This window comes from Caulobacter sp. DWR3-1-2 (genome assembly GCF_049896225.1).
Taxonomy (GTDB): domain Bacteria; phylum Pseudomonadota; class Alphaproteobacteria; order Caulobacterales; family Caulobacteraceae; genus Caulobacter.
This window is the reverse complement of sequence record NZ_JAFCTW010000012.1, coordinates 112,517-133,637: the sequence shown is the minus strand read 5'-3', so window position 1 is coordinate 133,637 and position 21,121 is coordinate 112,517. Positions and strand designations below refer to the sequence as shown.

The window sequence follows — 21,121 nt, the reverse complement described above, 5'->3', positions numbered from 1 at the left end:
TCGCCCAGCGTCGTCACCGAAACGGCCTGGACGATGCCGCCGACCGGGGCGGTCAGGGTCTGCAGGCCGCGCTTCTGCTGGGCCTTGCGCAGGGCGTCGCCCCGGGTGGCGGCCAGGCCCTCGGCCTCGGCGCGTTCCTGGGCGGCCTGGCCGACGAACGACTGGGTCAGCTCCGCGCCGTCGCGTGACAAGGAGCTGACCTGGGCGCGGGCCTCGTCCAGCCGGCCGCGCTGGGCGATCAGGTCCTGCTCGGCGGTGACCATGGCCTGTTCCTGCTGCAAGAGCTTTTGGCGGGCGCCATAGCCCTTGGCCTCCAGCATCTTCTGGTCGTCGAGTTGCCGCTGGAGGATCGGAAGCGTGCGCTCCAGCTTGACGATCTCGGCCTGGGCCGAACGGGCCGAGGCCTCCGCGCCGGCCCGGCGCTCCGGGGCTCACCAGCTTACAGGCGATCGTGAGGGCGTCTGGTCGCTGACGGTGACGAAGAACTGGCGAATGACATTTCGGATCGATGACGCCCTCGCGATCGAGGACATGGACCGGGAGGACTATCGCTGATGGCGCTCAAGCTTCATTCCAGCTTCACCGTCCATCCGGGCGTGTGGCTCCGCACCGAGATCGTCGAGGCCCATGGGCTGAACGTGACCGTGACCGCCGGAAAGCTGAAGGTCACTCGCCAGGCCATGAGCAACCTGCTCAACGGCCGGGCCGGACTGTCGGCCGACATGGCGATCCGCTTCGAAAAAGCCTTCGGCGTGCGCGCCGACACCCTGGTGCGGATGCAGGCCGCCCACGATCTGGCCCAGGCGCGGGCTCATGAAGCGGACATCAAGGTCGAACTGGTCGCGGCTTAGTTAGGCGGTGGAGGCCCGAATAGAGTGTGTGTCCCTGTTTTCATTATTCGCGGGCATTTAAACCTCATCCCCCTTTTTATTTAGATAATATATCAGTTCAAAATCTTTAACCATGAGGCTCCCCACTGCCAACATCACGAATAAGAATATAGACCAAACAAACGGACCCGTTATAAACCTCATCTTAAAAAGATATGATTTAGTTGACAGACTGGATGCAAATTCACTCAGCGCTAGTAATGCGTTCGCAATAACGAATATTGTAGTAATTACGACAATAGGTCGTACTATCGCGCTATGGCCTCCTTTCTTATACTTTGTCTTACCCGGTCCGAACAATTGAGGCTTCGCACCTAAGGCGTTGAAGCTCGCGCCGGCGGCAAACGACACAAATGCAATGAGGGTCAAGCAAACTCCTGAAATATTTGGTAGCGGCTCCCCCACCATTGCCGCCCCAGCACGATATCTTTCAGCAAAATGGATCAAGGGAATAATGGAGGACTTATTTTCAATATTCGCTACGAAGCTATTTTTAGGCCCCGCAATCAAGGCGGCGTCGTAAATAACGCTTAATATTATAAGTAGCCACGCGCTTAACGAGATGATGTTGTTGAACCCCGAAAGCCTGTCCTTCTCGCTCGTTGGTGTCTGAGTGAGTCTGACCGCCCACCACGTCGCGAGGCAGACGAGCGCAACTACGAAAATGACAATAGGCGCGGCGGGAAGCGTATAGAGCAGGATCAACCCGTAGAGCATCATTGTGGAGATCGGCCGCCAATGACCGCTATAGACCTTGGGATTATTTAACACGAACTGCTCCACGATTTTTTTCTGGCTGAACTCGGCCAAGTCGCAGTGCTCGCGATGTTGTCGACAACAATGATCGCCCCACTATTAGACTGCCTCTCACCTTTCTCTTCCCGCCTCGGAAACCGTCTTCGCCACCGGCGACCACACAAAATCAATCACCCGCCGTTTCCCCGTCACGATCTCGACCGAAGCGCTCATTCCAGCGGAAAGCATAGCTCGCCGGCCGTCAACTGTAAGACGCGTCTGCAACAGCTTCACCCGCACAGGGAACACCAAGCCTCTTTTCTCATCGACGATGGCGTCCGGCGAGACCTGGATCACCTGGCCGCTGAGCGTGCCGTAGCGGGTGAACGGATAGGCCTCCAGCTTGACGACGGCGCGGTCGCCGGTGTGGACGAAGCCGATGTCGCGACCCAAAACGAGGGCCTCGACCACCAGGGCCTCGCCGTCGGCCACCAGCGTGACGATCGGCTTGCCGGTCTCGGCCACCTCGCCCAGGGTGGTCACCGAAACAGCCTGAACGATACCGCCGACCGGGGCGGTCAGGGTCTGAAGGCCGCGCTTCTGCTGGGCCTTGCGCAGGGCGTCGCCCCGGGTGGCGGCCAGGCCCTCGGCCTCGGCCCGCTCCTGGGCGGCCTGGCCGACGAACTGCTGGGTCAGTTCAGCCCCGTCACGCGACAGGGAACTGACCTGAGCGCGGGCCTCGTCGAGCCGGCCGCGCGAGGCGATCAGGTCCTGCTCGACGGTGACCATGGCCTGTTCCTGCTGCAAGAGCTTTTGGCGGGCGCCATAGCCCTTGGCCTCCAGCATCTTCTGGTCGTCGAGTTGCCGCTGGAGGATCGGAAGCGTGCGCTCCAGCTTGACGATCTCGGCCTGGGCCGAACGGGCCGAGGCCTCGGCGCCGGAGCGGCGCTCGCCGATCCAGGCGTCCTACCCCTCCGCCCGGTGCACCACTCGCCCGTCGACGATCGTCATCAGCACCTGCCCCTGTAGCCTCCGCCCGTCAAAGGGCGAGTTCTTGGACTTCGACAGCAGTTTGTCGGCGTTGATGATCAGCGGGGCGTCGAGGTCGCAGAGCACCAGGTCGGCCGGGGCGCCAGGGGCGATGCGGCCCGACTGCAGGCCGATCAGGGCGGCGGGGGCCAGGGTGACGGCGCGGATCAGGTCAACCAGCGGCAAGCGCTCCTCATGGTACAGGCTCAGCAGGGCCGGCAGCAGGGTCTCCAGCCCCACGGCGCCCGGCGCGGCCTCGTCATAGGGCAGGCGCTTGTCCTCGGCCGGGGCCGGGGCGTGGGCCGAGACGACGATGTCGATCAGGCCGTCGGCCAGCGCTTCGATCAGCGCTTGGCGATCGTCCTCGCCGCGCAGGGGCGGGGTGACCTTGGCGAAGGTGCGGTAGTCGCCGATGTCCAGCTCGTTGAACGAAAGATGGTTGATCGACACGCTGGCGTGAATGCGCAGCCCCTTGGCCTTGGCTCGGGCCAGGGTTTCCAAAGCCTGGGCGCTGGTGATCTGATCCACCAGCAGGCGTCCGCCGGTGGCCTCCAACAAGGCCACGTCGCGCTCCAGCATGATCCGCTCGGCCATCGGCGAGATCGAGGGCAGGCCCAGGCGGCCGGCGAACTCGCCGCCGATCGCCGCGCCGCCCTTGGCCAGCCAGGGGTCCAGAGGCCGGTGGGCCAGCAGGGTGTCGAAGCCCTTGGCATAGGTCAGGATGCGCTGCATCACCTTGCTGTCGACGATCGGCCGGTCGGCGTCGGTGACATAGACGCATCCGGCTTCGCGCATCAGGCCGATCTCGGCCATTTGCTCGCCGCCCAGCCCCTTGGTCGCCGCACCGGCGCACAGGATGCGGGCGCTGTCGATGTCGCGAGAGCGGCGCAGGATGAAGTCGACGACGCTGGGATCATCGACCGCCGGGTCGGTATCGGGCTGGACGACGAAGCTGGTGACGCCGCCGGCCGCGGCGGCCTTGGCGGCGCTCGCCAGGGTTTCCTTGGTCTCGGCTCCGGGCTCGCCGGTCTTGACCCGCAGGTCGATCAGGCCGGGGGCCAGCATGGCGCCGCCGCAGTCGACGACGCGGACGTCCTTGGACAGCTTGCCGAACTCGCGGCCTTTGGCGACGTCGGCGATCACGCCCTCGGAGACGATGACCCCGCCGGGACCGTCATAGCTGCTCTCGGGATCGACCAGGCGGGCGTTGATCAGGGCCAGGGGCTGGGGGGCGTTCATCTAAAACCTCCGCTCATCCCGGCGAATGCCGGGACCCAGATGGAGTGGCTTTGAGGTGGGTTCCAGGAACGCCGAGTTCTTCCAATCATCCCCTCAGCCTTGGGATCTAGGTCCCGGCATTCGCCGGGCTGAGCGGAAAATAGAGGGACGGACTTCACTTCCCATGCTCCTCGAGCCGATGGGCCAGGCTGGCCAGCACCGCCATGCGGGCGGCGACGCCCATCTCGACCTGGTCCTGGATCAGGCTGATCTCGGGATCGTCGGCGACGTCGGAATCGATCTCCACGCCCCGGTTCATGGGTCCAGGATGCATGACCCTGGCCTTGGGCGCGGCGCGGGCCAGCTTCTCGCGGTCCAGGCCGTAGAAGCGGAAATATTCGCGGGTCGAGGGCACGAAGGCGCCTTGCATCCGCTCCATCTGCAGGCGCAGCATCATCACCACGTCGACCCCGGCGAGGCCGGCCTTCATGTCATGATGGACGGTGACCCCCCAGCGCTCGGCGTGGGCCGGCATCAGGGTGGGCGGTCCCACCAGCCGAACACTGGCGCCGAGCGTGTGAAGCAGGGCCACGTTGGAGCGGGCCACCCGGCTGTGCAGCACGTCGCCGCAGATCGCCACGGTCAGGCCCGAGACCCGGCCGAAGGCGCGGCGGATCGACAGGGCGTCCAGCACCGCCTGCGTCGGGTGCTCGTGCTGGCCGTCGCCGGCGTTGATGACGCTGCCGCTGACCTTCTGGCTGAGCAGACTGGCCGCGCCCGACGAAGCATGGCGCACCACCAGCAGGTCGGGCCGCATGGCGTTCAGCGTGACGGCGGTGTCGATCAGGGTCTCGCCCTTGGTGATCGACGAGGTGCGCGGGCTCATATTGACCACGTCGGCGCCCAGGCGCTTGCCGGCGATCTCGAAGCTGGACTGGGTACGAGTGCTGTTCTCGAAGAACAGGTTCATTAGCGTCCGGCCCTTGAGAATGTCGAGCGACTTGGACGTCTGGCGATTGAAGGCGACGAAGGCGTCGGCCAGGTCCAGCAGATCGGCCGCCTGCGGAGCGTTCAGGTCGCCGGCCGACAGGAAGTGGCGTCGGGGGAATGAAAAGATGCGCTGGAGGATCGGATCGATCGCGGAAGCGGGGTCATGAGGAGCTGGGGGGGCTTTGGCCGTCATGAAACGTGGTCATAGGCGGCTTTGGACGGGGAGGGAAGTGTTCGTCCGTACCGCTCCTCCCCCTGTGGGGGAGGTGGTCGCGCAGCGACCGGTGGGGGGAGGTTTTGGGTCTCTGTCCGGGGTGTGGCGATCGTCCGATTACTCCCCCCTCCGTCGGCTTCGCCGACACCTCCCCCACAGGGGGAGGAGTTTCTTAGCCGTCTCTCAGAACCCCTTGCCCGCTTCCTCGCGCATCCCCCGCATCCGCTCCAGCGCGCCCTGCAGGATCCAGCCGGCGGCCATCTTGTCCACCACCTCGGCGCGGCGCTTGCGGTTGACGTCGTGTTCCTCGATCAACACCCGGGTGACGGCGGCGGTCGACAGGCGCTCGTCCCAGAAGGTGATCGGGATGTGGGGCTGCAGGCGCAGCAGGTTGCGGCCGAAGGCGCGGTTGGACTGGCAGCGCACGCCCTCGGTGCCGTCCATGTTCATCGGCAGGCCGATGACGATGCCGGCCGCCTTGCGGCTGCCCATCAGCTTGAACAGCACCTCGGCGTCTTCGCTAAACTTGGTCTTCTTGATCAGGGCCAGCGGGCTGGCGACCGTCAAGGTGACGTCGGACACCGCCACGCCAATGGTCTTCTCTCCCGGATCCAGCCCGACGATCGGCAGGTAGTCGGGGATGGCGGCGGCGAATTCGGCGATGTCGAGAACGGGCATGGCTGCTCATAACATGCTCCGGCAACCTCGGAACAAGGGAAGCGCTTGTCAAAGCGCCCCTCGCACGGCTAACCCACACGCTCGATTTCCTGGAGGCCCCCATGGCCATTGACGCCGCCACCGTGCGGAAGGTCGCGCGGCTCGCGCGTATCGCCGAACCCGAAGAGCGCATCGAAGCCCTGGTCCAGGAGCTGAACGGCATCATGGCGTGGATCGAGCAACTGGCCGAGGTCGACACCGATGGCGTCGAGCCGATGACCAGCGTCGTGGGCGCCGGCGCCCCGCTGCGCGAGGACGTGGTGACGATGGGCGGCGATGTCGAGGCCGTGACGATCAACGCCCCGAAGTCCGTCGGCGGCTTCTTCGTCGTGCCGAAGGTGGTTGAATAATGAGTGCTCTGACAACCCTGACGCTGAAGGGCGCCCTCGATGGCTTGGAGGCCGGTGAGTTCACCTCGGTCGAGCTGACCCGCGCCCATATCGAGGCCGTCGAGGCCGCGCGGCCGCTGAACGCCTTCCTGCTGGAAACCCCCGACCAGGCCCTGGCCATGGCCGCCGCCTCCGACGCGCGCCGGGCCTTTGGCGTGACCGGCCGCCTGGACGGCATCCCGCTGGGCATCAAGGACCTGTTCTGCACCAACGGCGTGCGCACCACGGCCGCCTCGAAAATCCTCGAGCCCTTCGTCCCGCAATACGAATCCACCGTCACCAGCCAGCTGTGGCGCGACGGGGCGGTGATGCTGGGCAAGCTGAACCTCGACGAGTTCGCCATGGGCTCGTCCAACGAGACCAGCGGCTATGGCCCGGTGACCAACCCCTGGCGCAAGGCCGGCTCCAACCAGGCCCTGACCCCGGGCGGCAGCTCGGGCGGCTCTGCGGCCGCCGTGGCCGCCGACCTGTGCCTGGGCGCCACCGCCACCGACACCGGCGGCTCGATCCGTCAGCCGGCCGCCTTCACCGGCACCGTAGGGATCAAGCCGACCTATGGCCGCTGCTCGCGCTGGGGCGTCGTGGCCTTCGCCAGTTCGCTGGACCAGGCCGGTCCGATCGCCAAGACCGTCGAGGACGCGGCGATCCTGCTGACCTCGATGTGCGGCTACGACCCCAAGGACTCCACCAGCCTCGATGTGCCGGTTCCCGATTTCGCGGCCTTCGTCGGCAAGTCGGTGAAGGGCCTGCGGATCGGCGTGCCCAAGGAATACCGCCTCGACGGCATGCCCGCCGAGATCGAGAAGCTGTGGGAAGAGGGCATTGCTTGGCTGAGGGACGCCGGCTGCGAGATCGTCGAGGTCAGCCTGCCGCACACCAAATACGCCCTGCCGGCCTATTACATCGTGGCCCCGGCCGAGGCGTCGTCGAACCTGGCCCGCTATGACGGCATGCGCTTTGGCCTGCGGGCCGACGGCGCCAACCTGACCGAGGTCTATGAAAACACCCGCGCCGAGGGCTTTGGTGACGAGGTCAAGCGCCGCATCCTGATTGGCACGTATGTGCTGAGCGCCGGCTATTACGACGCCTATTATCTGAAGGCCCTGAAGGTTCGCCGCCGGATCGCCGAGGACTTCGACAAGGCCTGGGAAAAATGCGACGCCCTGCTGACCCCGACCGCGCCCTCGGCGGCTTTCGGCCTGGGCGAGAACAGCGACGACCCGATCGCCATGTACCTCAACGACGTGTTCACGGTGACGACGAACCTGGCGGGTCTGCCGGGCCTGTCGTTGCCGGCCGGCCTGGACGCCAACGGCCTGCCGCTGGGTCTGCAGATCATCGGCAAGCCGCTGGACGAGGGCACGGTGTTCTCGGTGGCGGGAGCCATGGAAAAGGCCGCTGGGTTCAGCGCCAAGGCGGCGAAGTGGTGGTGATCCAGCGCTAGAGCATTTTTCGAGCGAAGTGGTTCCGGTTCGCGTGAAGAAAAATGCGTCAAAACAAAAGATTCGAGCTCACGGCCTGACGCAGTCAGGTCGGGAAATGCTCTAGCCGTAGAGACCAAGAAAAAGGGCGGCCCCGCGAGGAGCCGCCCTTCTTTTTTACGCGATACTTACGCTTACATGGGGGCGTCCGGCGTGGTCGGCGTCGCCACCGGGGCGGGCGTCGGAGCCGGGGCGGCGGCGGCCGGAGCGGCGATCACAACCGGCGCGGCCGGAGCAGCGGCGACCGGAGCCGCTACCGTTGCGCTGACATTCGACGAGGCCGAGCCGGCGTCAAGCAGGGTTTCCGGAGACGCCCGGCGGGCCGGGGCGGCGCGGCGAGCCGGAGCGGCGCGCTTCGTCGTTTCGGCGCGAGCTACCTGAACCGGAGTGGGGGTCGCCATTGTAGGGGCCACAGCTGGCGTCGGGATGACGGCGGGCAATGTGGTTTCCGGCAGCGGGGTCGGCGTCGCCTCGGCCACCTGGGCCGTCGGAGCGATGTCGGCGACGGGGGCTTCGGCAGGACGGCTCATCAAACCCCAGGTAAGGGCCCCGACGGCGATTGCCGCCACAGGCAAGCCGATCAGCAGCGGCAGGTTTGGCTTGCTGGAAGTCTTTCGGGTGTTGGCGCGAGCATAGATCGGCGCGGCCGTGAACAGTGCGGAGCCATCGTCCGAAGCGTTGGAAGCGATATAGGGTTCGCTGGCGTCGAGGTTCAGAACAGCCATGATTTCCTCCTGAGCGTTATTCGAATTCAGGGAGTCAACGAGAGGGAGCGGTGACGGTTCCACTCGGCGTGAAATGGTCCCGGTCTTGACAAGAAGTCGCCATTTTGTCGCTTGGCGCCTTCCAATCCCTTCCTTCACTCTTTCCCTCCCCTTATGGGAAGTGTGGCCCCAGAGGGGTCGGGCGGGGCTACACCATGAGCGTCAAACGCGCGCTAGAGCATTTCCCGACCTGACTGCGTCGGGCCGTGACCTCTAATCTTCTGTTTTTGCGCATTTTTCTTCACGCGAACCGGAATCACTTCGCTCGAAAAATGCTCGAGCCTTGCGAAAGGCCATGACAACCCAGGAAGTTCGCCTGTGGGTACGACGGCTCCGGACACTGAGAGCCAACGGCTTTTACTTCCGGAAGCGGGCGCCGTTCCTCGACTACATCCTCGACTTTGTCTGTTTCGGCCGCCGGCTGATCGTGGAAGTGGATGGCCATCACCATGCTGAGCTGGAACAAGCCGGCCGCGACCAGCGCCGAGATCGGGTTTTGAGCCTTACGGGCTTCCAAACCTTGCGCTTCCCAACCCGTGCGGTGCATGAGGATATCGACCCCGTCATGAGCGTGATTTGTCGTGCTCTCGACGCCGCGAGCCCCACCCGATCCCTTCGGGGCCACCCTCCCCACAAAGGGGAGGGAAGGGAGCTAAACTGAAGTGGCCACCCCTGCGGCCAGGAATTGAGACATGACCGAAACCGCCTCCGCAAAGCAGATCCAAGGCCGCACCGGCCCGTGGGAAATTGTCCTCGGCCTCGAGATCCATGCCCAGGTCGCCAGCAAGTCCAAGCTGTTTTCTGGCGCCGCCGTCGGGTTCGGCGCCGGGCCAAACCAGCAGGTCAGCCTGGTGGACGCGGCCATGCCGGGCATGCTTCCGGTGCTGAACGGCTTCTGCGTGGAGCAGGCGGTCAAGACTGGCTTGGGTCTTAAAGCCCAGATCAATCTGAAGAGCCGCTTCGACCGCAAGAACTACTTCTATCCCGATCTGCCTCAGGGCTATCAGATCAGCCAGTTCGACCAGCCGATCGTCGGCGAGGGCGTCGTCAGCGTCGAGCGCGACGACGGCACGACCTTCGACGTGCGCATCGAGCGCTTGCACCTGGAGCAGGACGCCGGCAAGTCGATCCACGACCTGGATCCCAACGCCACCTATGTGGACCTAAACCGCGCGGGCACGGCGCTGATGGAGATCGTCTCCAAGCCCGACATGCGCACCTCGGAAGAGGCGGCGGCCTATGTGAAGAAAATCCGCACGATCCTGGTCTATCTGGGCACCTGCGACGGAGACATGGAGAAGGGCAACCTGCGGGCCGACGTCAATGTCTCGGTCTGCCGCCCCGGCGCCTATGAGAGGTTCCGCGAGACCGGCAGCTTCAGCCATCTGGGCACGCGCTGCGAGATCAAGAACGTCAACTCCTACCGCTATATCCAGCAGGCCATCGAGTACGAGGCCCGTCGCCAGATCGAGATCCTGGAGGACGGCGGCAAGATCGACCAGGAGACCCGGCTGTTCGACCCGACCAAGGTCGAGACCCGGTCGATGCGGTCGAAGGAAGAGGCGCACGACTATCGCTACTTCCCCGATCCGGACCTGCTGCCGCTGATCCTCGACCCGGCCTGGGTCAAGGCGATTGAGGAAACCCTGCCGGAACTGCCGGACGCCAAGAAGCAGCGCCTGCAGAGCCAGTACGGCCTGTCGGCCTATGACGCTGGCGTGCTGATCATCGAAAGCGACCGCGCCGACTATTTCGAAGCCGCCGCCCAATCTCTTTTCGAAAAGACAGGGGGCCGCGACGCCAAGCTGGTGTCCAATTGGGTGACCAACGAGCTGCTGTCGAAACTGGCGGCGAACGGTCGCGAAATTGCCGCCTCGCCGCTGCCGGCCTCGGACATCGCTCAACTGGTCGAACTCATCGAGAACGGCACGATTTCGTCGAAGATCGCCAAGGAGGTCTTCGAGCACATGTGGGCGGGCGAGGGGCGTCCCGCGCAGATCGTCGAGGCGCGGGGCTTGGTTCAGATCAACGACACGGGCGCCATTGAGGCGGCCATCGACGCCCTGATCGCCGCCAATCCAGACAAGGCCTCGGCCGTGAAGGAAAAGCCCCAGGCCGTCGGGTGGTTCGTCGGCCAAGTGATGAAGGAGACCGGCGGCAAGGCCAATCCGGCGACCGTGAATGAACTGCTGCGGGGCAAGCTGGGGCTCTAGGCCCGACTGACGGAGCGGCGCTCACGGGATTGCCCGGAGCGCCGCCCATCGTTTCAGATCGACGTCACTAGTTATTGATGATGTCGAAGATCAAGCCCGTGGCGATCGCCGCCAGCACGTAGTCGCTACCCGCCCGGTACCAGTGATAGCCCCGGGGCGGCGGACGCAGGCGGTAGTAGCCATAGTCGTTGATCACGTAATCGCCGCCGCGATAGTAGGACGGCAGGTAGCCGCCGCGGCGCCAGGCGGTGTAGCCGGGACGGTAGCCGGGGTGTCCGTAATAGGCGGCCGGCGGCGCGCCATAGCTCCAGCGATTGTTATAGTAATAGCCGTTGTGGCGGCCGTTATCCCAGCGCTTGTCGCTGCGGTCCCAACCGTTGTGGCGACCGTTGTCGTGACGACCGTCATGGCCACCGCCGTCGCCGTCTCGGCCGTCGCCGCGATCATCGCCGCGACCGCCGCGGTCGTGATCCCCGCGGCCACCCTGGTCGCCGCCGCGGCCGTGGCCGCGATTCTGGGCCGAAGCCTCGCTGGCCAGGGCCATCGGGCCGGCCACGGCGGCCACGGCCGCGATAGTGAGTAAAAGACGTTTCATCTCATCCGTCTCCTTTGGTCGGGCCTTTCGGCCGTCTCATCCCTCGTTCTTGAACGACAGAATGCTCCGGTCTCGCTGAACCTGATCTGAACGGCGCGGTCAGGCTAAGGCTCCAACCCATCACCGGCCTTGGCGTGACGCGCGCGCGAGACCATGTTGGAGTCAACGAAGAGGGAAAACAGCATGAGCGGTTCGATCGCACTCTATTACTGGCCTACGCCCAATGGCTGGAAGATCTCCGTCGCCCTGGAAGAGATGGGTCTGCCCTACACCATGGTTTCGGTGAACATCGGGACGGGCGAACAGTTCAAGCCTGAGTTCCTGGCCATCAGCCCCAACAACCGCATGCCGGCGATCGTCGATCCGGACGGTCCCGAGGGCCAGCCGATCTCGGTCTTCGAGTCCGGGGCCATCCTGCAGTATCTGGGTCGCAAGACCGGGCAGTTCTACGGGACCAATGAGCGCGAGCGGGTCGATATCGACCAGTGGCTGATGTGGCAGATGGGCGGCCTCGGTCCGATGGCCGGCCAGACCCACCATTTCCGGCAATATGCGGCCTCGATCGTCAGCGACCAGCGGCAGATCGCCTATGGCGCCGTCCGCTACACCAACGAGACCCACAGGCTGTACGGCGTGCTCAACAAGCAGCTGGACGGGAAGGATTTCATCTGTGGCCAATTGTCCATCGCCGACTTCGCCTGCTGGGGTTGGGTTGTGCCATGGAAAAATCAGGGCATTATTCTGGAAGAATTTCCGCACTTGAAGACGTGGTTCGAGCGCATGGCGGCCCGCGAAGGCGTCGAGCGCGGGTTCAAGCTGGGGGCGGAATTGCGCCGCCCGGCCCTGCAAACCCCCGGAAAAGCGCAGGAAGAGGCCCGAAAGGTGCTGTTTGGCCAGCGCGCTCGTTAACGCGCTGTATACGGGGGTTTACGTCTAGTAACACCGGTGAACGCAACGTAATACCCGTGAAGGGTTTATGTATTCATGGCCAAGATTCATGCTGTCGCCGGCCTTAACTATATGTTCAATCAAGAAGGACTTTTGTGTCTCCACAGAGAGCTTGGCGCGGCCAGAACGACGGCGCGGGCTGCAAGGAGAACCACGGTCATGATGATGAGCATTGAACCACCCGCCGCCATCCACGGCATCCCGCTGCCGACCGCCGACACCTCGGGCGACGAGCTGTTTCGCATGGGCCTGCTCTATTCGACCGGTCAGGGCGGCGCGCCGCTCGACTACGTCTCGGCCCACATGCTGTTCAACCTGGCCGCCATGCGTGGTTCGGTCGAAGCCAAGGTCTATCGCAAGGAAATCTCGCAGGAGATGGCCAGCGAGGATGTCGCCGAAGCGCAGCGCCAGGCGCGCGAATGGCTGGCCAACGGCTGAACCCTGACGGGTTCAGCCCACGCCTTCCCTTTCCCGGACGTCTGAAGCGCCGGGTGGGCGACCTAGAGTATTTCCCGACCTGACTGCGTCAGGCCGTGAGCTCTAATCTTCTGTTTTAACGCATTTTTCTTCACGCGAACCGGAACCACTTCGCTCGAAAAATGCTCTAGTTTCCGTTAAAGCCGTTGACCGCGTAGCTGAAATTGATCGGCAGCAGGTCGCGGAAATATTGCTGCATGAACAGGCCCGCCTCGGCGACCCCGCTGCGCGGCACATAGACGATGTCGAACCGACGTAGCGGCACCAAGTCCGCCCCGCCGCCTGTCATTCCCGAAAGCAGGTTCGCGGTGCGCAGCATCGGACGACCGCCCGGGCCCCGGCGAATGATCACCACCGAGCTGCGCTTGGACGAGGCCTTGAAGCCCCCGGCCTGGATCACCGCCCGCAGGGCGTCGCCGTCGCCGGCCATGTCATAGACGCCAGGATTGCCAACCTCTCCGCCCACGAAAATCTTCAGCGGCGCCGTGGTCTTGACCGACACCTCGACCTTCGGCCGCAACAACTGGGCGCCATAGGCCTGGGTGATCGAGGCCTCAAGTTCACCGATGGTGCGGTCGGCGGCCATCACCGGACCGATCAACGGCAAAGCGACGCGGCCATCGGGTTGGATCACCGCAGACTTGTTCAGCTCGACCGCCGAGGGCACGCGGACATCGATTTCGTCCCCCGGATAGAATCGGTAGTCTGGCTCGTCGTCTGTCCATTCGGCGTAGCCGATGTCGGGAAAATCGGCCGTCGGGCGGGCCGTGGGCGTGATGGGCTCGCCGTCCACGTGGCCGCAGGCCGAAAGACCGCTGGCCAGGAAGGGCAGGGCGAAAGCCGCCGAGAGGATGGTGCGCCTGTGCATGCGGCAAGTCTTAACAGGAATGGGTAACGAAGCCTTAAGGCGCGACCGACCAGGGTAAGGTCGAGACTTGAACCCATCGGATTCGCATGTCGACGACGAGCGCCTGGACCAGCGTGCCGCACGAACCCCCGTCGCGAAGCGACTGGGCGGCGCGCGCCCGCTACGCGCCGACCGATTTCGTCACCTTGCTTTGGCGCGAGCGCTGGCTGATGCTCGGCGTGTTCATGGTGATCTTTTGCATCGGCCTGGCCTTCGCCACCACGATGAAGAAGACCTATACCGCCAGCTCAAGCCTGTTTGTCCGCCTGGGCCAGGAATATGTCTACGAGCCCCGAGCCGGCGACGCCGCGCGGGGCGCGGTGCCGGACGTCGACCAGGTGATCCAGTCGGAAGCGGAAATCCTCGGCAGCAGCGAACTGCGCGAGCGGGTGATCCGCAAGGTCGGCTTTGGCAAGATCTTCCCAGCCCATGCCACCAAATATTCCAGGGCCTCGCCCGAGGGGAAGCGCAAGCTGATCGCCGAGGGACGTGACGCGCTCGCCCGCAACCTGAAGATCGAGACCGCCCCCGACAACTCGATCATCCGGCTGTCCTATTCCAACAAGAACGCCGAGGTCGCCGAGAAGGTGCTCAACACCCTGCTCGAGGAGTATCTGATCTATCGCCGCAGCCTGCTGATCGGCTCCAGCGACAATGGCCTTGAGCGTCAGCGCGACATCTTCGCCGACAAGCTGGCCGAGACCGATACCGCCTATCAAGCCTTCCTGTCGGGCAACAACATCGGCGACTTCACTGCCCAGAAGACGGCCTTGACCCAGCTGCAGGCCCAAGCCGAGTCGCAGAAATACGCCACCGAAGCGCAGCTTCAGGACCGCAGGGGCCGCCTGGCCTCGGTGCGGGGCGAGCTGGCGCGCACGCCAGCCGACATGGTGCTCTATCGCGACAGCGACATGTCTGCGAGCGGCAAGCTGGCCCAGCTGAAGCTGGATCGCGAGGGCCTGCTGTCGCGCTATCGGCCCGGCACCCAACCGGTCCGCGACATCGAGGCCCAGATCTCTCAGCTGGAGCAGGGCATCGCCTCGGGCCGCACTAACGGCGATGGCGCGCGGCGAAGCGGTCCCAATCCGATCTGGCAGACCCTGCAATCCACTCAGAACGACTTGGCGGCCGAGGTCGCGGCCCTGCAACAGGCGCAGGTCGCCTACAGCCAGCAAGTCCAGGACGTGAACCAGCGCCTGCTGCGGTTGTCGGAGCTGGAGCCCACTTTCAACCAGCTCAGCCGCGACCGTGACGTGCTATCTTCCAATGTTCGCGACTTCACGGTCAAGGAACAGCAGGACCAGGCCCAGCGCCGGATGTCGGCCGAGGGCAGCGACAATATCCGCATCGTCCAGCGCGCCGTGGCGCCCTCGACCGGCAAGAGCCTGAAAAAGCCGATCCTGGTCCTGGCCTTCCTGTTCGCCGCGTTCTCGGCCGCCTGCGCCGGTCTCGTGCGGATGCTGCTACGTCCGGGCCTGCAAACTCCGGCTTCGGCCGCGCGCACCCTGAACCTGCCGGTGCTGGCCACGGCGGCCTACAAGCGCTGAAATGAACCTAACAGCCTGGGGCGGCTTTATCAGCTTGGCCCTGGGCGCTTTCGTCGCCTTTCACGCGAAAGCGTTTGGGCCTTAAGGTGAACGGACTTCAACGCGTAGCGATTCGGCGAATGGTGGACTTGAACGTCGAGATGGCTGAGCTGTGGGGGTCCTTGGGCGCCCCCGCGCCCGGCCGCGCGCATGTCGTCCAGTTCGTATCCGCCCGGCGTGGGGAGGGGACTTCGACCGCCGCCCGCGAATTCGCCCGCTTCGCCGCCAAGCGGGCCGGTCGCAAGACCTGGTTGATCGACCTCGACCTCGTCACTTCGCCGCAATACCAGGCCATCGCCGCCGACCCCGAACGCTACGGCGCCATGGGCCCCGGCGCGCCGGCCTCGCCGGACGGCTCGGCCTTTTTTACCGTGCAGCCGCCGGCCCCCAAGCCCGACGGCGGCGTCTGGCCCGACGCCAAGTACCTGACCGCCCATAGCGTCGGTGGGCCGAGCTTGTGGGTTACTCGATTTAACCGCGAGGCCCTGCGCGGCCGCCAGAAGGTCCATATCCTGCCCGGCGTCGAATATTGGTCGGCCCTGCGCCGCCACGCCGAGATCATCATCGTCGATAGTCCCTCAGCTGACACTTCCCAGGCGGCCCTGACCCTGGCCCAGCACATGGACCAGATCGTGATGGTGGTCAGCGCCCAGCAACCCGACGTGCGGCCGCCCGGCCTGTTGCGCGACGCCCTGGCCTCGGCCGGCGGCCGCTGCGCTGGCGTGTTCTTCAACCAGGCCTCGGTCCAGCCGCCCCGTTTCCTGAAGGCCATCCTGCCTTGAGGAGCCCGGCGTGAGCCTCTACGGAACGGCGCCCGCCGCCGCGCCGGCCCGCCTGACCTTCGCCCACATCGCCCTCTTCGCCTTGGCGGTCTTCGCCCTGCTGCTTTATAGCGGCGGCTGGGAATTGCCGTTGGTCGGTGAGAGCGCCACCGAGGCCGGCTCTGCGATCCTGCGAGTCGCCTACCTGCCCGCCTATGCCGCCGGCTTCGCCCTGATCGCCCTGCGGCCTGGCGCGACCTTCCGGGTGCTGATCCGGCAGCCGTTCCTGATCGTGCTGCTGGTCGTGGTTGTCGCCTCGATGGTCTGGTCGGTGAACCCCGACCAGACAGCCCGGCGCTGTTTCGCCTTGGTCTGCACCACCCTGGGCGGCGTCGCCCTGGCGGCGCGGTTTCGCTGGCCGCAGCTGGCCGAGGTGGTGGGAGCGGCCTTCGCGGTCTTGATCATCGCCAGTTTCGTCGTCTGTCTGGCCGTGCCGCGCATCGGGATCATGACCGAGCTTTTCCCCGGCGCCTGGCGCGGCCTTTGGCGCGAGAAGAACGGCCTGGGCGGAAACATGGCCTTCGGCTTCTGCATCCTCTCGGCTGCCGCGCTGCTCAACCCCCGGCGCGCTCACCTGTGGTGGACCTTCGCGGGCCTGGCCTTGGTGCTGGTGCTGATGTCGACGTCAAAGACCTCGCTGGTCTCGCTGGTGCTGGGCATGGGCGCGATCGGCTTCGTGCTAGTGGCCCGCCGCAGCCCCGCCGCTGGAGTCGCCGCCACCTGGGCCGGCGTAACCGGCGTGGTGCTATTGGCCGCCTTCATCCTGTTCGCCGCCGATGTGTTCTTCTCGATCCTCGGCAAGGACGCCACCCTGACCGGCCGCACCAAGATCTGGAGCGCGGTGATGCGCGAGATCGAGGACCGGCCCTGGCTCGGCTATGGCTACCAGGCGGTGTGGGGCGACAAGACCGGCTGGGGCCCCTTTGCCTGGATCAGCAAGAACGCTGGCTTCCAGGCCCAGCACGCCCATAACAGCTGGCTGGAACAGTGGCTGGGCATGGGCCTGGTGGGGTTGATCGCCTGGGGGCTATTCTACTTGCAGACCATGACCTTGGCGGTGATCGCGGTGTTCCGCGACCGGGGCGCGCTGCTCGCCTTCCCCTTCTTGGTCGTCTACAGTCTGGTGGCCCTGACCGAGAGCATCGCGGTGGTCTATAATGACTTTCGCTGGGTGCTGTTCGTGGCCTTCGCGGCCAAGCTGGCCTTCCCGGACCGCGAGATCGAGGCCTAGAGCGGTTTGCTTCCGATGGAAGCAACACCCGAAATTCCTTTTATCCGGGCCTCCGCCGGGATGAGAGGATGAAAAAGCAGCGATCAATTTTCGGCAGATGACCAAGGTTGAGGGTTCCACGCCTCCCCGCAAAGGATAGAAAGGCGCGTGAGCAGTTCGACGCGAGTGGTCACGAAACAAAGTCATTCAAAATCAACGCTCTAAACTTTCTCAATCTTTTTGACGCTCACCCCTTTTGGGCGCCCTCATAATGATCTCACCCCATCGCACGGGGAGGGACGTCGGCCGGCGACCTGACGGGCGGTGGGAAGTGGTCGAGCGGGAAGGCTTGGCCGCCGTGTCTTCTTCGGGAGACGCCCCAAGGTCGGTTCGGAGCAGGTTCGCCCCCGCGGCGACAAAACTTCGGCGCCCGGGTAGGCGGCCGTTGCCAACAGGTACGGGCTGAAATCGCCTGTACGGTCCGGAGGGTCAGCCAACCCTCCGCCCGCCGAGGGCCCACTTCGGAAGCGGGTTAAGACCCCGCGCGCCGATGGCTCTCGTCTGAAGGCCACGCGAAGCGCTCGTCTTCGTCGAAACGGTATCAAATCTGCAAATCCTCCGGGCGGAGCCCGGGCGCTTCGCACCCTCCCCATCCCATCGCAGCTTTGGCGCGTGAGCGTGAACCCGCGCCTGCTGATGGGGACAGGCGCATGCGCCTGTCCCCAATCGTGGCAAAGTCCTCCCCCTGGAGGAGAGGAGCCCTACAGCCCGATCCGCCGCGCGCCTTCGGCCACGGTCACCACGTCGAAGCCCGCCACCAGCGCCCCATCCACCAACCGCTCCAGCGTTCCGATGGTGCAGCCCCACTGGGATGGTTCTGCCGCGACGTCGTGGGTGTAGAGGATCAGCCAGGCGTTGCGGGCATGGGCCTTGTCCAGCCAATCCAGGGCCACGGCCTCGCCGTCCTCGCCCTCGATGCCGACGGCGGGGGCCTGGTTGAGGTCGGCGCCGTTGGCGATCAGACCGTGGTGCAGGGCCCTCAGGGTCTTGAAGCGGCTGGCCAAGGCGGTCTTGGCTGGGCCGGCGACGTCGCCGTAAGGATAGGCGAAGCTGACCGGCTCGCCGACGCCCCAGGTCGCCAGGGCCGCGCTGTTGCGGTCGACGTCGGCCCGGGTCTCGGCCGCCGAGGACTGGCCGCAGTCGAGGTGCGAGAAGGTGTGGCAGGCGATCTCGTGGCCGGCGGCGTGCAACCTCGCGGCGTCCTCACCGGTGGCGAAACGGCCCATGGGCCCGTCGCGGCCGGCGAGGCCGGCCGCGAAATAATAGGTGCCGCGCAGGTCGCGTTGCTCCAGCACCCGGGCTCCGGCCTCGCAGGCCGTGGCGGGGGCGTCGTCAAAGCTGAACGACACCATCGGCCGCTCCAGTTTCACCTTGGCGGGTCGGCGATGGGCCAGGCGGATCAGTCGTCGCCTCAGCTTGCCCTTCAATGTGACGTCGGGCTCGTAGGCGTCGACTTTTTCGCCAATCTCTTCAGCGGGGAAGGTCTGCATCAGACGGCGTCCGAATAGAGGGCGGCGCGATAGAGCCGCATGGCGAGGGCCCGCAGCGGCGTCGGAGCCGCCTCGCAGAGGGCGATGGACTTGAGCATCGGCCGCCAGAGGGGCCGCAAAGGCAAGGGCTTGAGCGCCTTGGCGACACGGTAGCTGGGATAGTTTCGAACCACCGCAAGGTGGCCTTGCACGACCCGCGCGAAGTTGGCCGCTGACTGTTCGTATTTGGCGGCGAGGGCCTGGGCCGTGTCCAGTCCCAGATGGGTGGCCGAATTGTCGATATGGACGATCGGATAGAGCGCCGACACCCGCATGGCCCACTCGACGTCCTCCCACCCCCAGCCGGCGAAGCCTTCGTCGAAAGCCACGGTGTCGAAGACGTCTCGGCGGACCAAGAGGTTGGAGGTGAAGACGTGCTTTTCGGGTTCCCTGGCCCGTTCAGGCGCTGAGGTGCAGTCACTTTTCAGGGCCATGGCCCGGTGCAGGTCGTGCTCGGGCCGGTGGGGCGTCTGGTCCAGGGTAAACCCACCGAAGGCCACGGCCACGTCGTCCCCGGCCAGCGCTGTCCAGCGAGCCAGGAAACCGATCGGGTCGGGCAGCATGTCGCTGTCGAGAAACAGCAGGTGGCCGCCCCGGGCGTGGCGCGCCAGGCGGTTGCGGCCCTTGGCGCGGCCCTCGTTGGACGACAGCACGACCAACCGGGCCGGCAGCGTCATCGTCTCGATGCGCTTGGCCATCCGCTCGACCAAGGCCGCGTCGCCGCCGCCGTCGTCCAGCAGGATGACCTCGGCCTCGACGCCGCGCTCATCGAGCGCCTTGAGCAGGGCGCTGGGATCGTCGCGGAAGGTCGGGATCAGCACCGACAGGCGCGGCTGGGCGCCCGTCTCGGAGAGGGACGTCCAGGCGATGTTGTCGGTCAGGGTTTCGGAAACGACGGTCATGTGGCTCTCAACCGGCGCTGGAGAATTTCGTTCAGGCGGCCGCGCAGGCCACCGGCGTCGACAGCCAGCACCGCGAGGCCATACACCAGGGCGCCGAGCGCGGCCTTGATCAGCAGCTCGACGACCCCGCCGAAGGCCGGCACGGCCAACACAACGGCGCCCATCAAGGCGCAGGCCACACCGGCCTTCAACAGGTTGGACCAGGGCACGGGCAGGGGGCAGACGCGGCGGCCCAGGACACCCGCCCCAATCGCGCCAATCGCGTAGCTGGCGGCGGTTGACCAGAGCGCTCCGTCCAGGCCAAAGCGCGGGATTAGCAAGAGGTTCAGGGCGACATTGGTGCTGGCTGGAATGGCCATGCAGACAATCAGCATCGGGGTCTTCCTACCCAGGGTGAAGGCCTGCAGCAGGTAATAGGTGGTCACGCCCGACAGCCAACCGGCCAAGGCGATCCAAGGCACGACGCCGCCGGCGCCGGCGCTCAGTTGCGGTCCGATCATCACCTGCGCCAACGGACGACCGACCAGGGCCAGGCCCACGGCGGCGGGCAGGGTCAGCAGCACCATGAAGCTGGCCTGCTCGTGAGCGGCGTCCTTCAGGGCGGGGTGGCCGCCGCGCTCCAGGGCCGCGACCATGGCGGGACCACCGGCCATGCCCAACCAAATGAACACCACGTCGAGCGTGCGGCTGCCAAGCGAATAGCCGGCGTGATAGACGCCGACCGCCTTTTCGCCCAGGAAGGCCGCCAACAGGAAACGGTCGGTGGTCGAAAGCACCAAGGCCAGGATCAGCGACAGGGCCACCGGCAGGCCATAGGCGGCATAGGCCTTGGCCATGGCGGCGTCATACCGACCACCCTGGGCGCGGCGCAGGTCGGTCGGTAGCACGAACACCAGGCACAGCAGCGAGATCGCCCCCATGCCGAGGATCGGCGCGGCGCCGCCCAGGCCGACCAAAGCCAATACGAGGCCCAGGGCGAAGCCGCCGATCGTCTGGACGATGTCGAGCAGGGCCGCGCTGGAGACCTCGCCGGACGCGCGGCGGCGCTCCTGCGACAGTTTGGTCAGGCTCTTGACCACGACAGCGGCTAGGGAGGCGGCAACGGCGATCTTCAGCGGAGCGGCCAAGGGCGCGAACTTCAGCACCAGCACCGCGACCACCGGGACGGCCAGGACGAGGGCGAACCACAGGCGATAGATCGTGGCGAAGTGATCGGGCAGCCGGCCGTCGGCCTCCTGCCGCGCATGGAAGCGGGCCATCGCGGCTTCCGTCCAGGTGAGCAGGATCGTCTGGGTCAGGCTGAGCGCCGAGAAGGCGAGGGCGTAGACGCCATACTGCTCAGGCGTCAGGACACGGGTAAACAGCACGATGGTGAGCAGGCCCACCACGCCTTGAGCGATATTGACCGGCAGGTATCCCAGTACGCCACGCCAGAACATGATCGGG

The 21,121-nt window shown here is 65.6% G+C and carries 22 protein-coding genes and 1 pseudogene; 11 read left to right on the top strand and 12 right to left on the bottom strand.

The window, feature by feature from the left end; all coding sequences use genetic code 11:
* Nucleotides 1-320 (bottom strand): annotated as a pseudogene (locus tag ACP696_RS16415) (HlyD family type I secretion periplasmic adaptor subunit); the annotation flags it as partial.
* A gap of 37 nt (nt 321-357) precedes the next feature.
* Between ACP696_RS16415 and ACP696_RS16410 the strand changes: the two are divergent.
* Nucleotides 358-555 carry a hypothetical protein gene (locus ACP696_RS16410; RefSeq protein WP_426012498.1) on the top strand — a complete coding sequence of 66 codons (198 nt, stop codon included), beginning with the start codon at nt 358-360 and terminating at the stop codon, nt 553-555.
* Nucleotides 555-851: a HigA family addiction module antitoxin gene (locus ACP696_RS16405; protein ID WP_426012496.1), complete on the top strand. Its 297-nt coding sequence runs from the start codon at nt 555-557 to the stop codon at nt 849-851. The genes ACP696_RS16410 and ACP696_RS16405 overlap by 1 nt, the downstream gene beginning before the upstream one ends.
* Nucleotides 852-908: 57 nt before the next feature.
* Here ACP696_RS16405 and ACP696_RS16400 read toward each other — a convergent pair whose 3' ends face one another.
* The 5 genes from ACP696_RS16400 to ruvX form a co-directional block, all read right to left on the bottom strand.
* Nucleotides 909-1,700, bottom strand: a complete 792-nt coding sequence (locus ACP696_RS16400; protein WP_426012494.1) for a hypothetical protein — start codon at nt 1,698-1,700, stop codon at nt 909-911.
* Between the two features lie 57 nt (nt 1,701-1,757).
* On the bottom strand, nt 1,758-2,582 hold the full coding sequence (locus tag ACP696_RS16395; RefSeq protein WP_426012583.1) for an HlyD family type I secretion periplasmic adaptor subunit: 825 nt from the start codon (nt 2,580-2,582) through the stop codon (nt 1,758-1,760).
* Between the two features lie 9 nt (nt 2,583-2,591).
* The gene (pyrC, locus tag ACP696_RS16390) at nt 2,592-3,893 is read right to left on the bottom strand and encodes a dihydroorotase (protein ID WP_426012492.1); all 1,302 of its coding nucleotides are present in this window, start codon (nt 3,891-3,893) and stop codon (nt 2,592-2,594) included.
* Nucleotides 3,894-4,047: 154 nt separating this feature from the next.
* Nucleotides 4,048-5,055, bottom strand: a complete 1,008-nt coding sequence (locus ACP696_RS16385; protein ID WP_426012490.1) for an aspartate carbamoyltransferase catalytic subunit — start codon at nt 5,053-5,055, stop codon at nt 4,048-4,050.
* Nucleotides 5,056-5,259: 204 nt separating this feature from the next.
* On the bottom strand, nt 5,260-5,754 hold the full coding sequence (gene ruvX, locus ACP696_RS16380) for a Holliday junction resolvase RuvX (RefSeq protein ID WP_426012488.1): 495 nt from the start codon (nt 5,752-5,754) through the stop codon (nt 5,260-5,262).
* Between the two features lie 101 nt (nt 5,755-5,855).
* On the opposite strand from ruvX, the gene gatC reads away from it, so the two are divergent.
* Complete coding sequence (gatC, locus tag ACP696_RS16375; protein ID WP_426012486.1) at nt 5,856-6,143, top strand: Asp-tRNA(Asn)/Glu-tRNA(Gln) amidotransferase subunit GatC; 288 nt, start codon at nt 5,856-5,858, stop codon at nt 6,141-6,143.
* A complete protein-coding gene (gatA, locus tag ACP696_RS16370; RefSeq protein ID WP_426012484.1) occupies nt 6,143-7,615 on the top strand; it encodes an Asp-tRNA(Asn)/Glu-tRNA(Gln) amidotransferase subunit GatA in 1,473 nt (490 codons plus the stop codon). Before gatC ends, gatA begins: the two co-directional genes overlap by 1 nt.
* A gap of 182 nt (nt 7,616-7,797) precedes the next feature.
* On the opposite strand, the gene ACP696_RS16365 is transcribed toward gatA, so the two are convergent.
* Nucleotides 7,798-8,388: a hypothetical protein gene (locus tag ACP696_RS16365; protein ID WP_426012482.1), complete on the bottom strand. Its 591-nt coding sequence runs from the start codon at nt 8,386-8,388 to the stop codon at nt 7,798-7,800.
* Nucleotides 8,389-8,722: 334 nt separating this feature from the next.
* Here ACP696_RS16365 and ACP696_RS16360 point away from each other — a divergent pair, with 334 nt between their 5' ends.
* A complete protein-coding gene (locus tag ACP696_RS16360) occupies nt 8,723-9,088 on the top strand; it encodes an endonuclease domain-containing protein (protein ID WP_426012481.1) in 366 nt (121 codons plus the stop codon).
* 31 nt (nt 9,089-9,119) lie between these two features.
* Nucleotides 9,120-10,640 carry an Asp-tRNA(Asn)/Glu-tRNA(Gln) amidotransferase subunit GatB gene (gene gatB / locus ACP696_RS16355; RefSeq protein WP_426012480.1) on the top strand — a complete coding sequence of 507 codons (1,521 nt, stop codon included), beginning with the start codon at nt 9,120-9,122 and terminating at the stop codon, nt 10,638-10,640.
* A 67-nt stretch (nt 10,641-10,707) separates the two neighbouring features.
* Here the strand turns inward: gatB and ACP696_RS16350 are convergent, their stop codons facing one another.
* The gene (locus tag ACP696_RS16350) at nt 10,708-11,235 is read right to left on the bottom strand and encodes an RcnB family protein (RefSeq protein WP_426012479.1); all 528 of its coding nucleotides are present in this window, start codon (nt 11,233-11,235) and stop codon (nt 10,708-10,710) included.
* Between the two features lie 183 nt (nt 11,236-11,418).
* Here ACP696_RS16350 and ACP696_RS16345 point away from each other — a divergent pair, with 183 nt between their 5' ends.
* Together ACP696_RS16345 and ACP696_RS16340 are read left to right on the top strand one after the other, a co-directional pair.
* A complete protein-coding gene (locus tag ACP696_RS16345) occupies nt 11,419-12,144 on the top strand; it encodes a glutathione S-transferase N-terminal domain-containing protein (protein WP_426012477.1) in 726 nt (241 codons plus the stop codon).
* A 198-nt stretch (nt 12,145-12,342) separates the two neighbouring features.
* The gene (locus ACP696_RS16340) at nt 12,343-12,621 is read left to right on the top strand and encodes a sel1 repeat family protein (RefSeq protein ID WP_426012475.1); all 279 of its coding nucleotides are present in this window, start codon (nt 12,343-12,345) and stop codon (nt 12,619-12,621) included.
* Nucleotides 12,622-12,787: 166 nt separating this feature from the next.
* On the opposite strand, the gene ACP696_RS16335 is transcribed toward ACP696_RS16340, so the two are convergent.
* Nucleotides 12,788-13,528, bottom strand: a complete 741-nt coding sequence (locus ACP696_RS16335) for a polysaccharide biosynthesis/export family protein (protein WP_426012473.1) — start codon at nt 13,526-13,528, stop codon at nt 12,788-12,790.
* An 86-nt stretch (nt 13,529-13,614) separates the two neighbouring features.
* Between ACP696_RS16335 and ACP696_RS16330 the strand changes: the two genes are divergently transcribed.
* The 3 genes from ACP696_RS16330 to ACP696_RS16320 all read left to right on the top strand — a co-directional run bounded on the left by ACP696_RS16330 (nt 13,615) and on the right by ACP696_RS16320 (nt 17,205).
* On the top strand, nt 13,615-15,114 hold the full coding sequence (locus tag ACP696_RS16330) for a GumC family protein (RefSeq protein ID WP_426012472.1): 1,500 nt from the start codon (nt 13,615-13,617) through the stop codon (nt 15,112-15,114).
* A gap of 119 nt (nt 15,115-15,233) precedes the next feature.
* Nucleotides 15,234-15,935 carry a sugar kinase gene (locus tag ACP696_RS16325; protein ID WP_426012471.1) on the top strand — a complete coding sequence of 234 codons (702 nt, stop codon included), beginning with the start codon at nt 15,234-15,236 and terminating at the stop codon, nt 15,933-15,935.
* Between the two features lie 10 nt (nt 15,936-15,945).
* On the top strand, nt 15,946-17,205 hold the full coding sequence (locus tag ACP696_RS16320) for an O-antigen ligase family protein (protein ID WP_426012469.1): 1,260 nt from the start codon (nt 15,946-15,948) through the stop codon (nt 17,203-17,205).
* A gap of 740 nt (nt 17,206-17,945) precedes the next feature.
* On the opposite strand, the gene ACP696_RS16315 is transcribed toward ACP696_RS16320, so the two are convergent.
* Genes ACP696_RS16315 through ACP696_RS16305 form a run of 3 tightly spaced genes read right to left on the bottom strand, consistent with a single transcriptional unit; the run spans nt 17,946 to nt 21,114 of the window.
* Nucleotides 17,946-18,734, bottom strand: a complete 789-nt coding sequence (locus tag ACP696_RS16315) for a polysaccharide deacetylase family protein (protein WP_426012467.1) — start codon at nt 18,732-18,734, stop codon at nt 17,946-17,948.
* Nucleotides 18,734-19,675: a glycosyltransferase family 2 protein gene (locus ACP696_RS16310; RefSeq protein ID WP_426012465.1), complete on the bottom strand. Its 942-nt coding sequence runs from the start codon at nt 19,673-19,675 to the stop codon at nt 18,734-18,736. Before ACP696_RS16310 ends, ACP696_RS16315 begins: the two co-directional genes overlap by 1 nt.
* The gene (locus ACP696_RS16305; protein WP_426012463.1) at nt 19,672-21,114 is read right to left on the bottom strand and encodes a polysaccharide biosynthesis C-terminal domain-containing protein; all 1,443 of its coding nucleotides are present in this window, start codon (nt 21,112-21,114) and stop codon (nt 19,672-19,674) included. The genes ACP696_RS16310 and ACP696_RS16305 overlap by 4 nt, the downstream gene beginning before the upstream one ends.
* Between the last annotated feature and the right edge of the window lie 7 nt (nt 21,115-21,121).

Bases quoted from the DNA above. Each gene is read 5' to 3' on its own strand.
- ACP696_RS16405 (WP_426012496.1), top strand. From the start codon at position 555: ATGGCGCTCAAGCTTCATTCCAGCTTCACCGTCCATCCGGGCGTGTGG.
- pyrC (WP_426012492.1), bottom strand. From the start codon at position 3,893: ATGAACGCCCCCCAGCCCCTGGCCCTGATCAACGCCCGCCTGGTCGAT.
- ACP696_RS16385 (WP_426012490.1), bottom strand. From the start codon at position 5,055: ATGACGGCCAAAGCCCCCCCAGCTCCTCATGACCCCGCTTCCGCGATC.
- ruvX (WP_426012488.1), bottom strand. From the start codon at position 5,754: ATGCCCGTTCTCGACATCGCCGAATTCGCCGCCGCCATCCCCGACTAC.
- gatC (WP_426012486.1), top strand. From the start codon at position 5,856: ATGGCCATTGACGCCGCCACCGTGCGGAAGGTCGCGCGGCTCGCGCGT.
- gatA (WP_426012484.1), top strand. From the start codon at position 6,143: ATGAGTGCTCTGACAACCCTGACGCTGAAGGGCGCCCTCGATGGCTTG.
- ACP696_RS16365 (WP_426012482.1), bottom strand. From the start codon at position 8,388: ATGGCTGTTCTGAACCTCGACGCCAGCGAACCCTATATCGCTTCCAAC.
- ACP696_RS16360 (WP_426012481.1), top strand. From the start codon at position 8,723: ATGACAACCCAGGAAGTTCGCCTGTGGGTACGACGGCTCCGGACACTG.
- gatB (WP_426012480.1), top strand. From the start codon at position 9,120: ATGACCGAAACCGCCTCCGCAAAGCAGATCCAAGGCCGCACCGGCCCG.
- ACP696_RS16350 (WP_426012479.1), bottom strand. From the start codon at position 11,235: ATGAAACGTCTTTTACTCACTATCGCGGCCGTGGCCGCCGTGGCCGGC.
- ACP696_RS16345 (WP_426012477.1), top strand. From the start codon at position 11,419: ATGAGCGGTTCGATCGCACTCTATTACTGGCCTACGCCCAATGGCTGG.
- ACP696_RS16340 (WP_426012475.1), top strand. From the start codon at position 12,343: ATGATGATGAGCATTGAACCACCCGCCGCCATCCACGGCATCCCGCTG.
- ACP696_RS16335 (WP_426012473.1), bottom strand. From the start codon at position 13,528: ATGCACAGGCGCACCATCCTCTCGGCGGCTTTCGCCCTGCCCTTCCTG.
- ACP696_RS16330 (WP_426012472.1), top strand. From the start codon at position 13,615: ATGTCGACGACGAGCGCCTGGACCAGCGTGCCGCACGAACCCCCGTCG.
- ACP696_RS16325 (WP_426012471.1), top strand. From the start codon at position 15,234: ATGGTGGACTTGAACGTCGAGATGGCTGAGCTGTGGGGGTCCTTGGGC.
- ACP696_RS16315 (WP_426012467.1), bottom strand. From the start codon at position 18,734: ATGCAGACCTTCCCCGCTGAAGAGATTGGCGAAAAAGTCGACGCCTAC.
- ACP696_RS16310 (WP_426012465.1), bottom strand. From the start codon at position 19,675: ATGACCGTCGTTTCCGAAACCCTGACCGACAACATCGCCTGGACGTCC.
- ACP696_RS16305 (WP_426012463.1), bottom strand. From the start codon at position 21,114: ATGTTCTGGCGTGGCGTACTGGGATACCTGCCGGTCAATATCGCTCAA.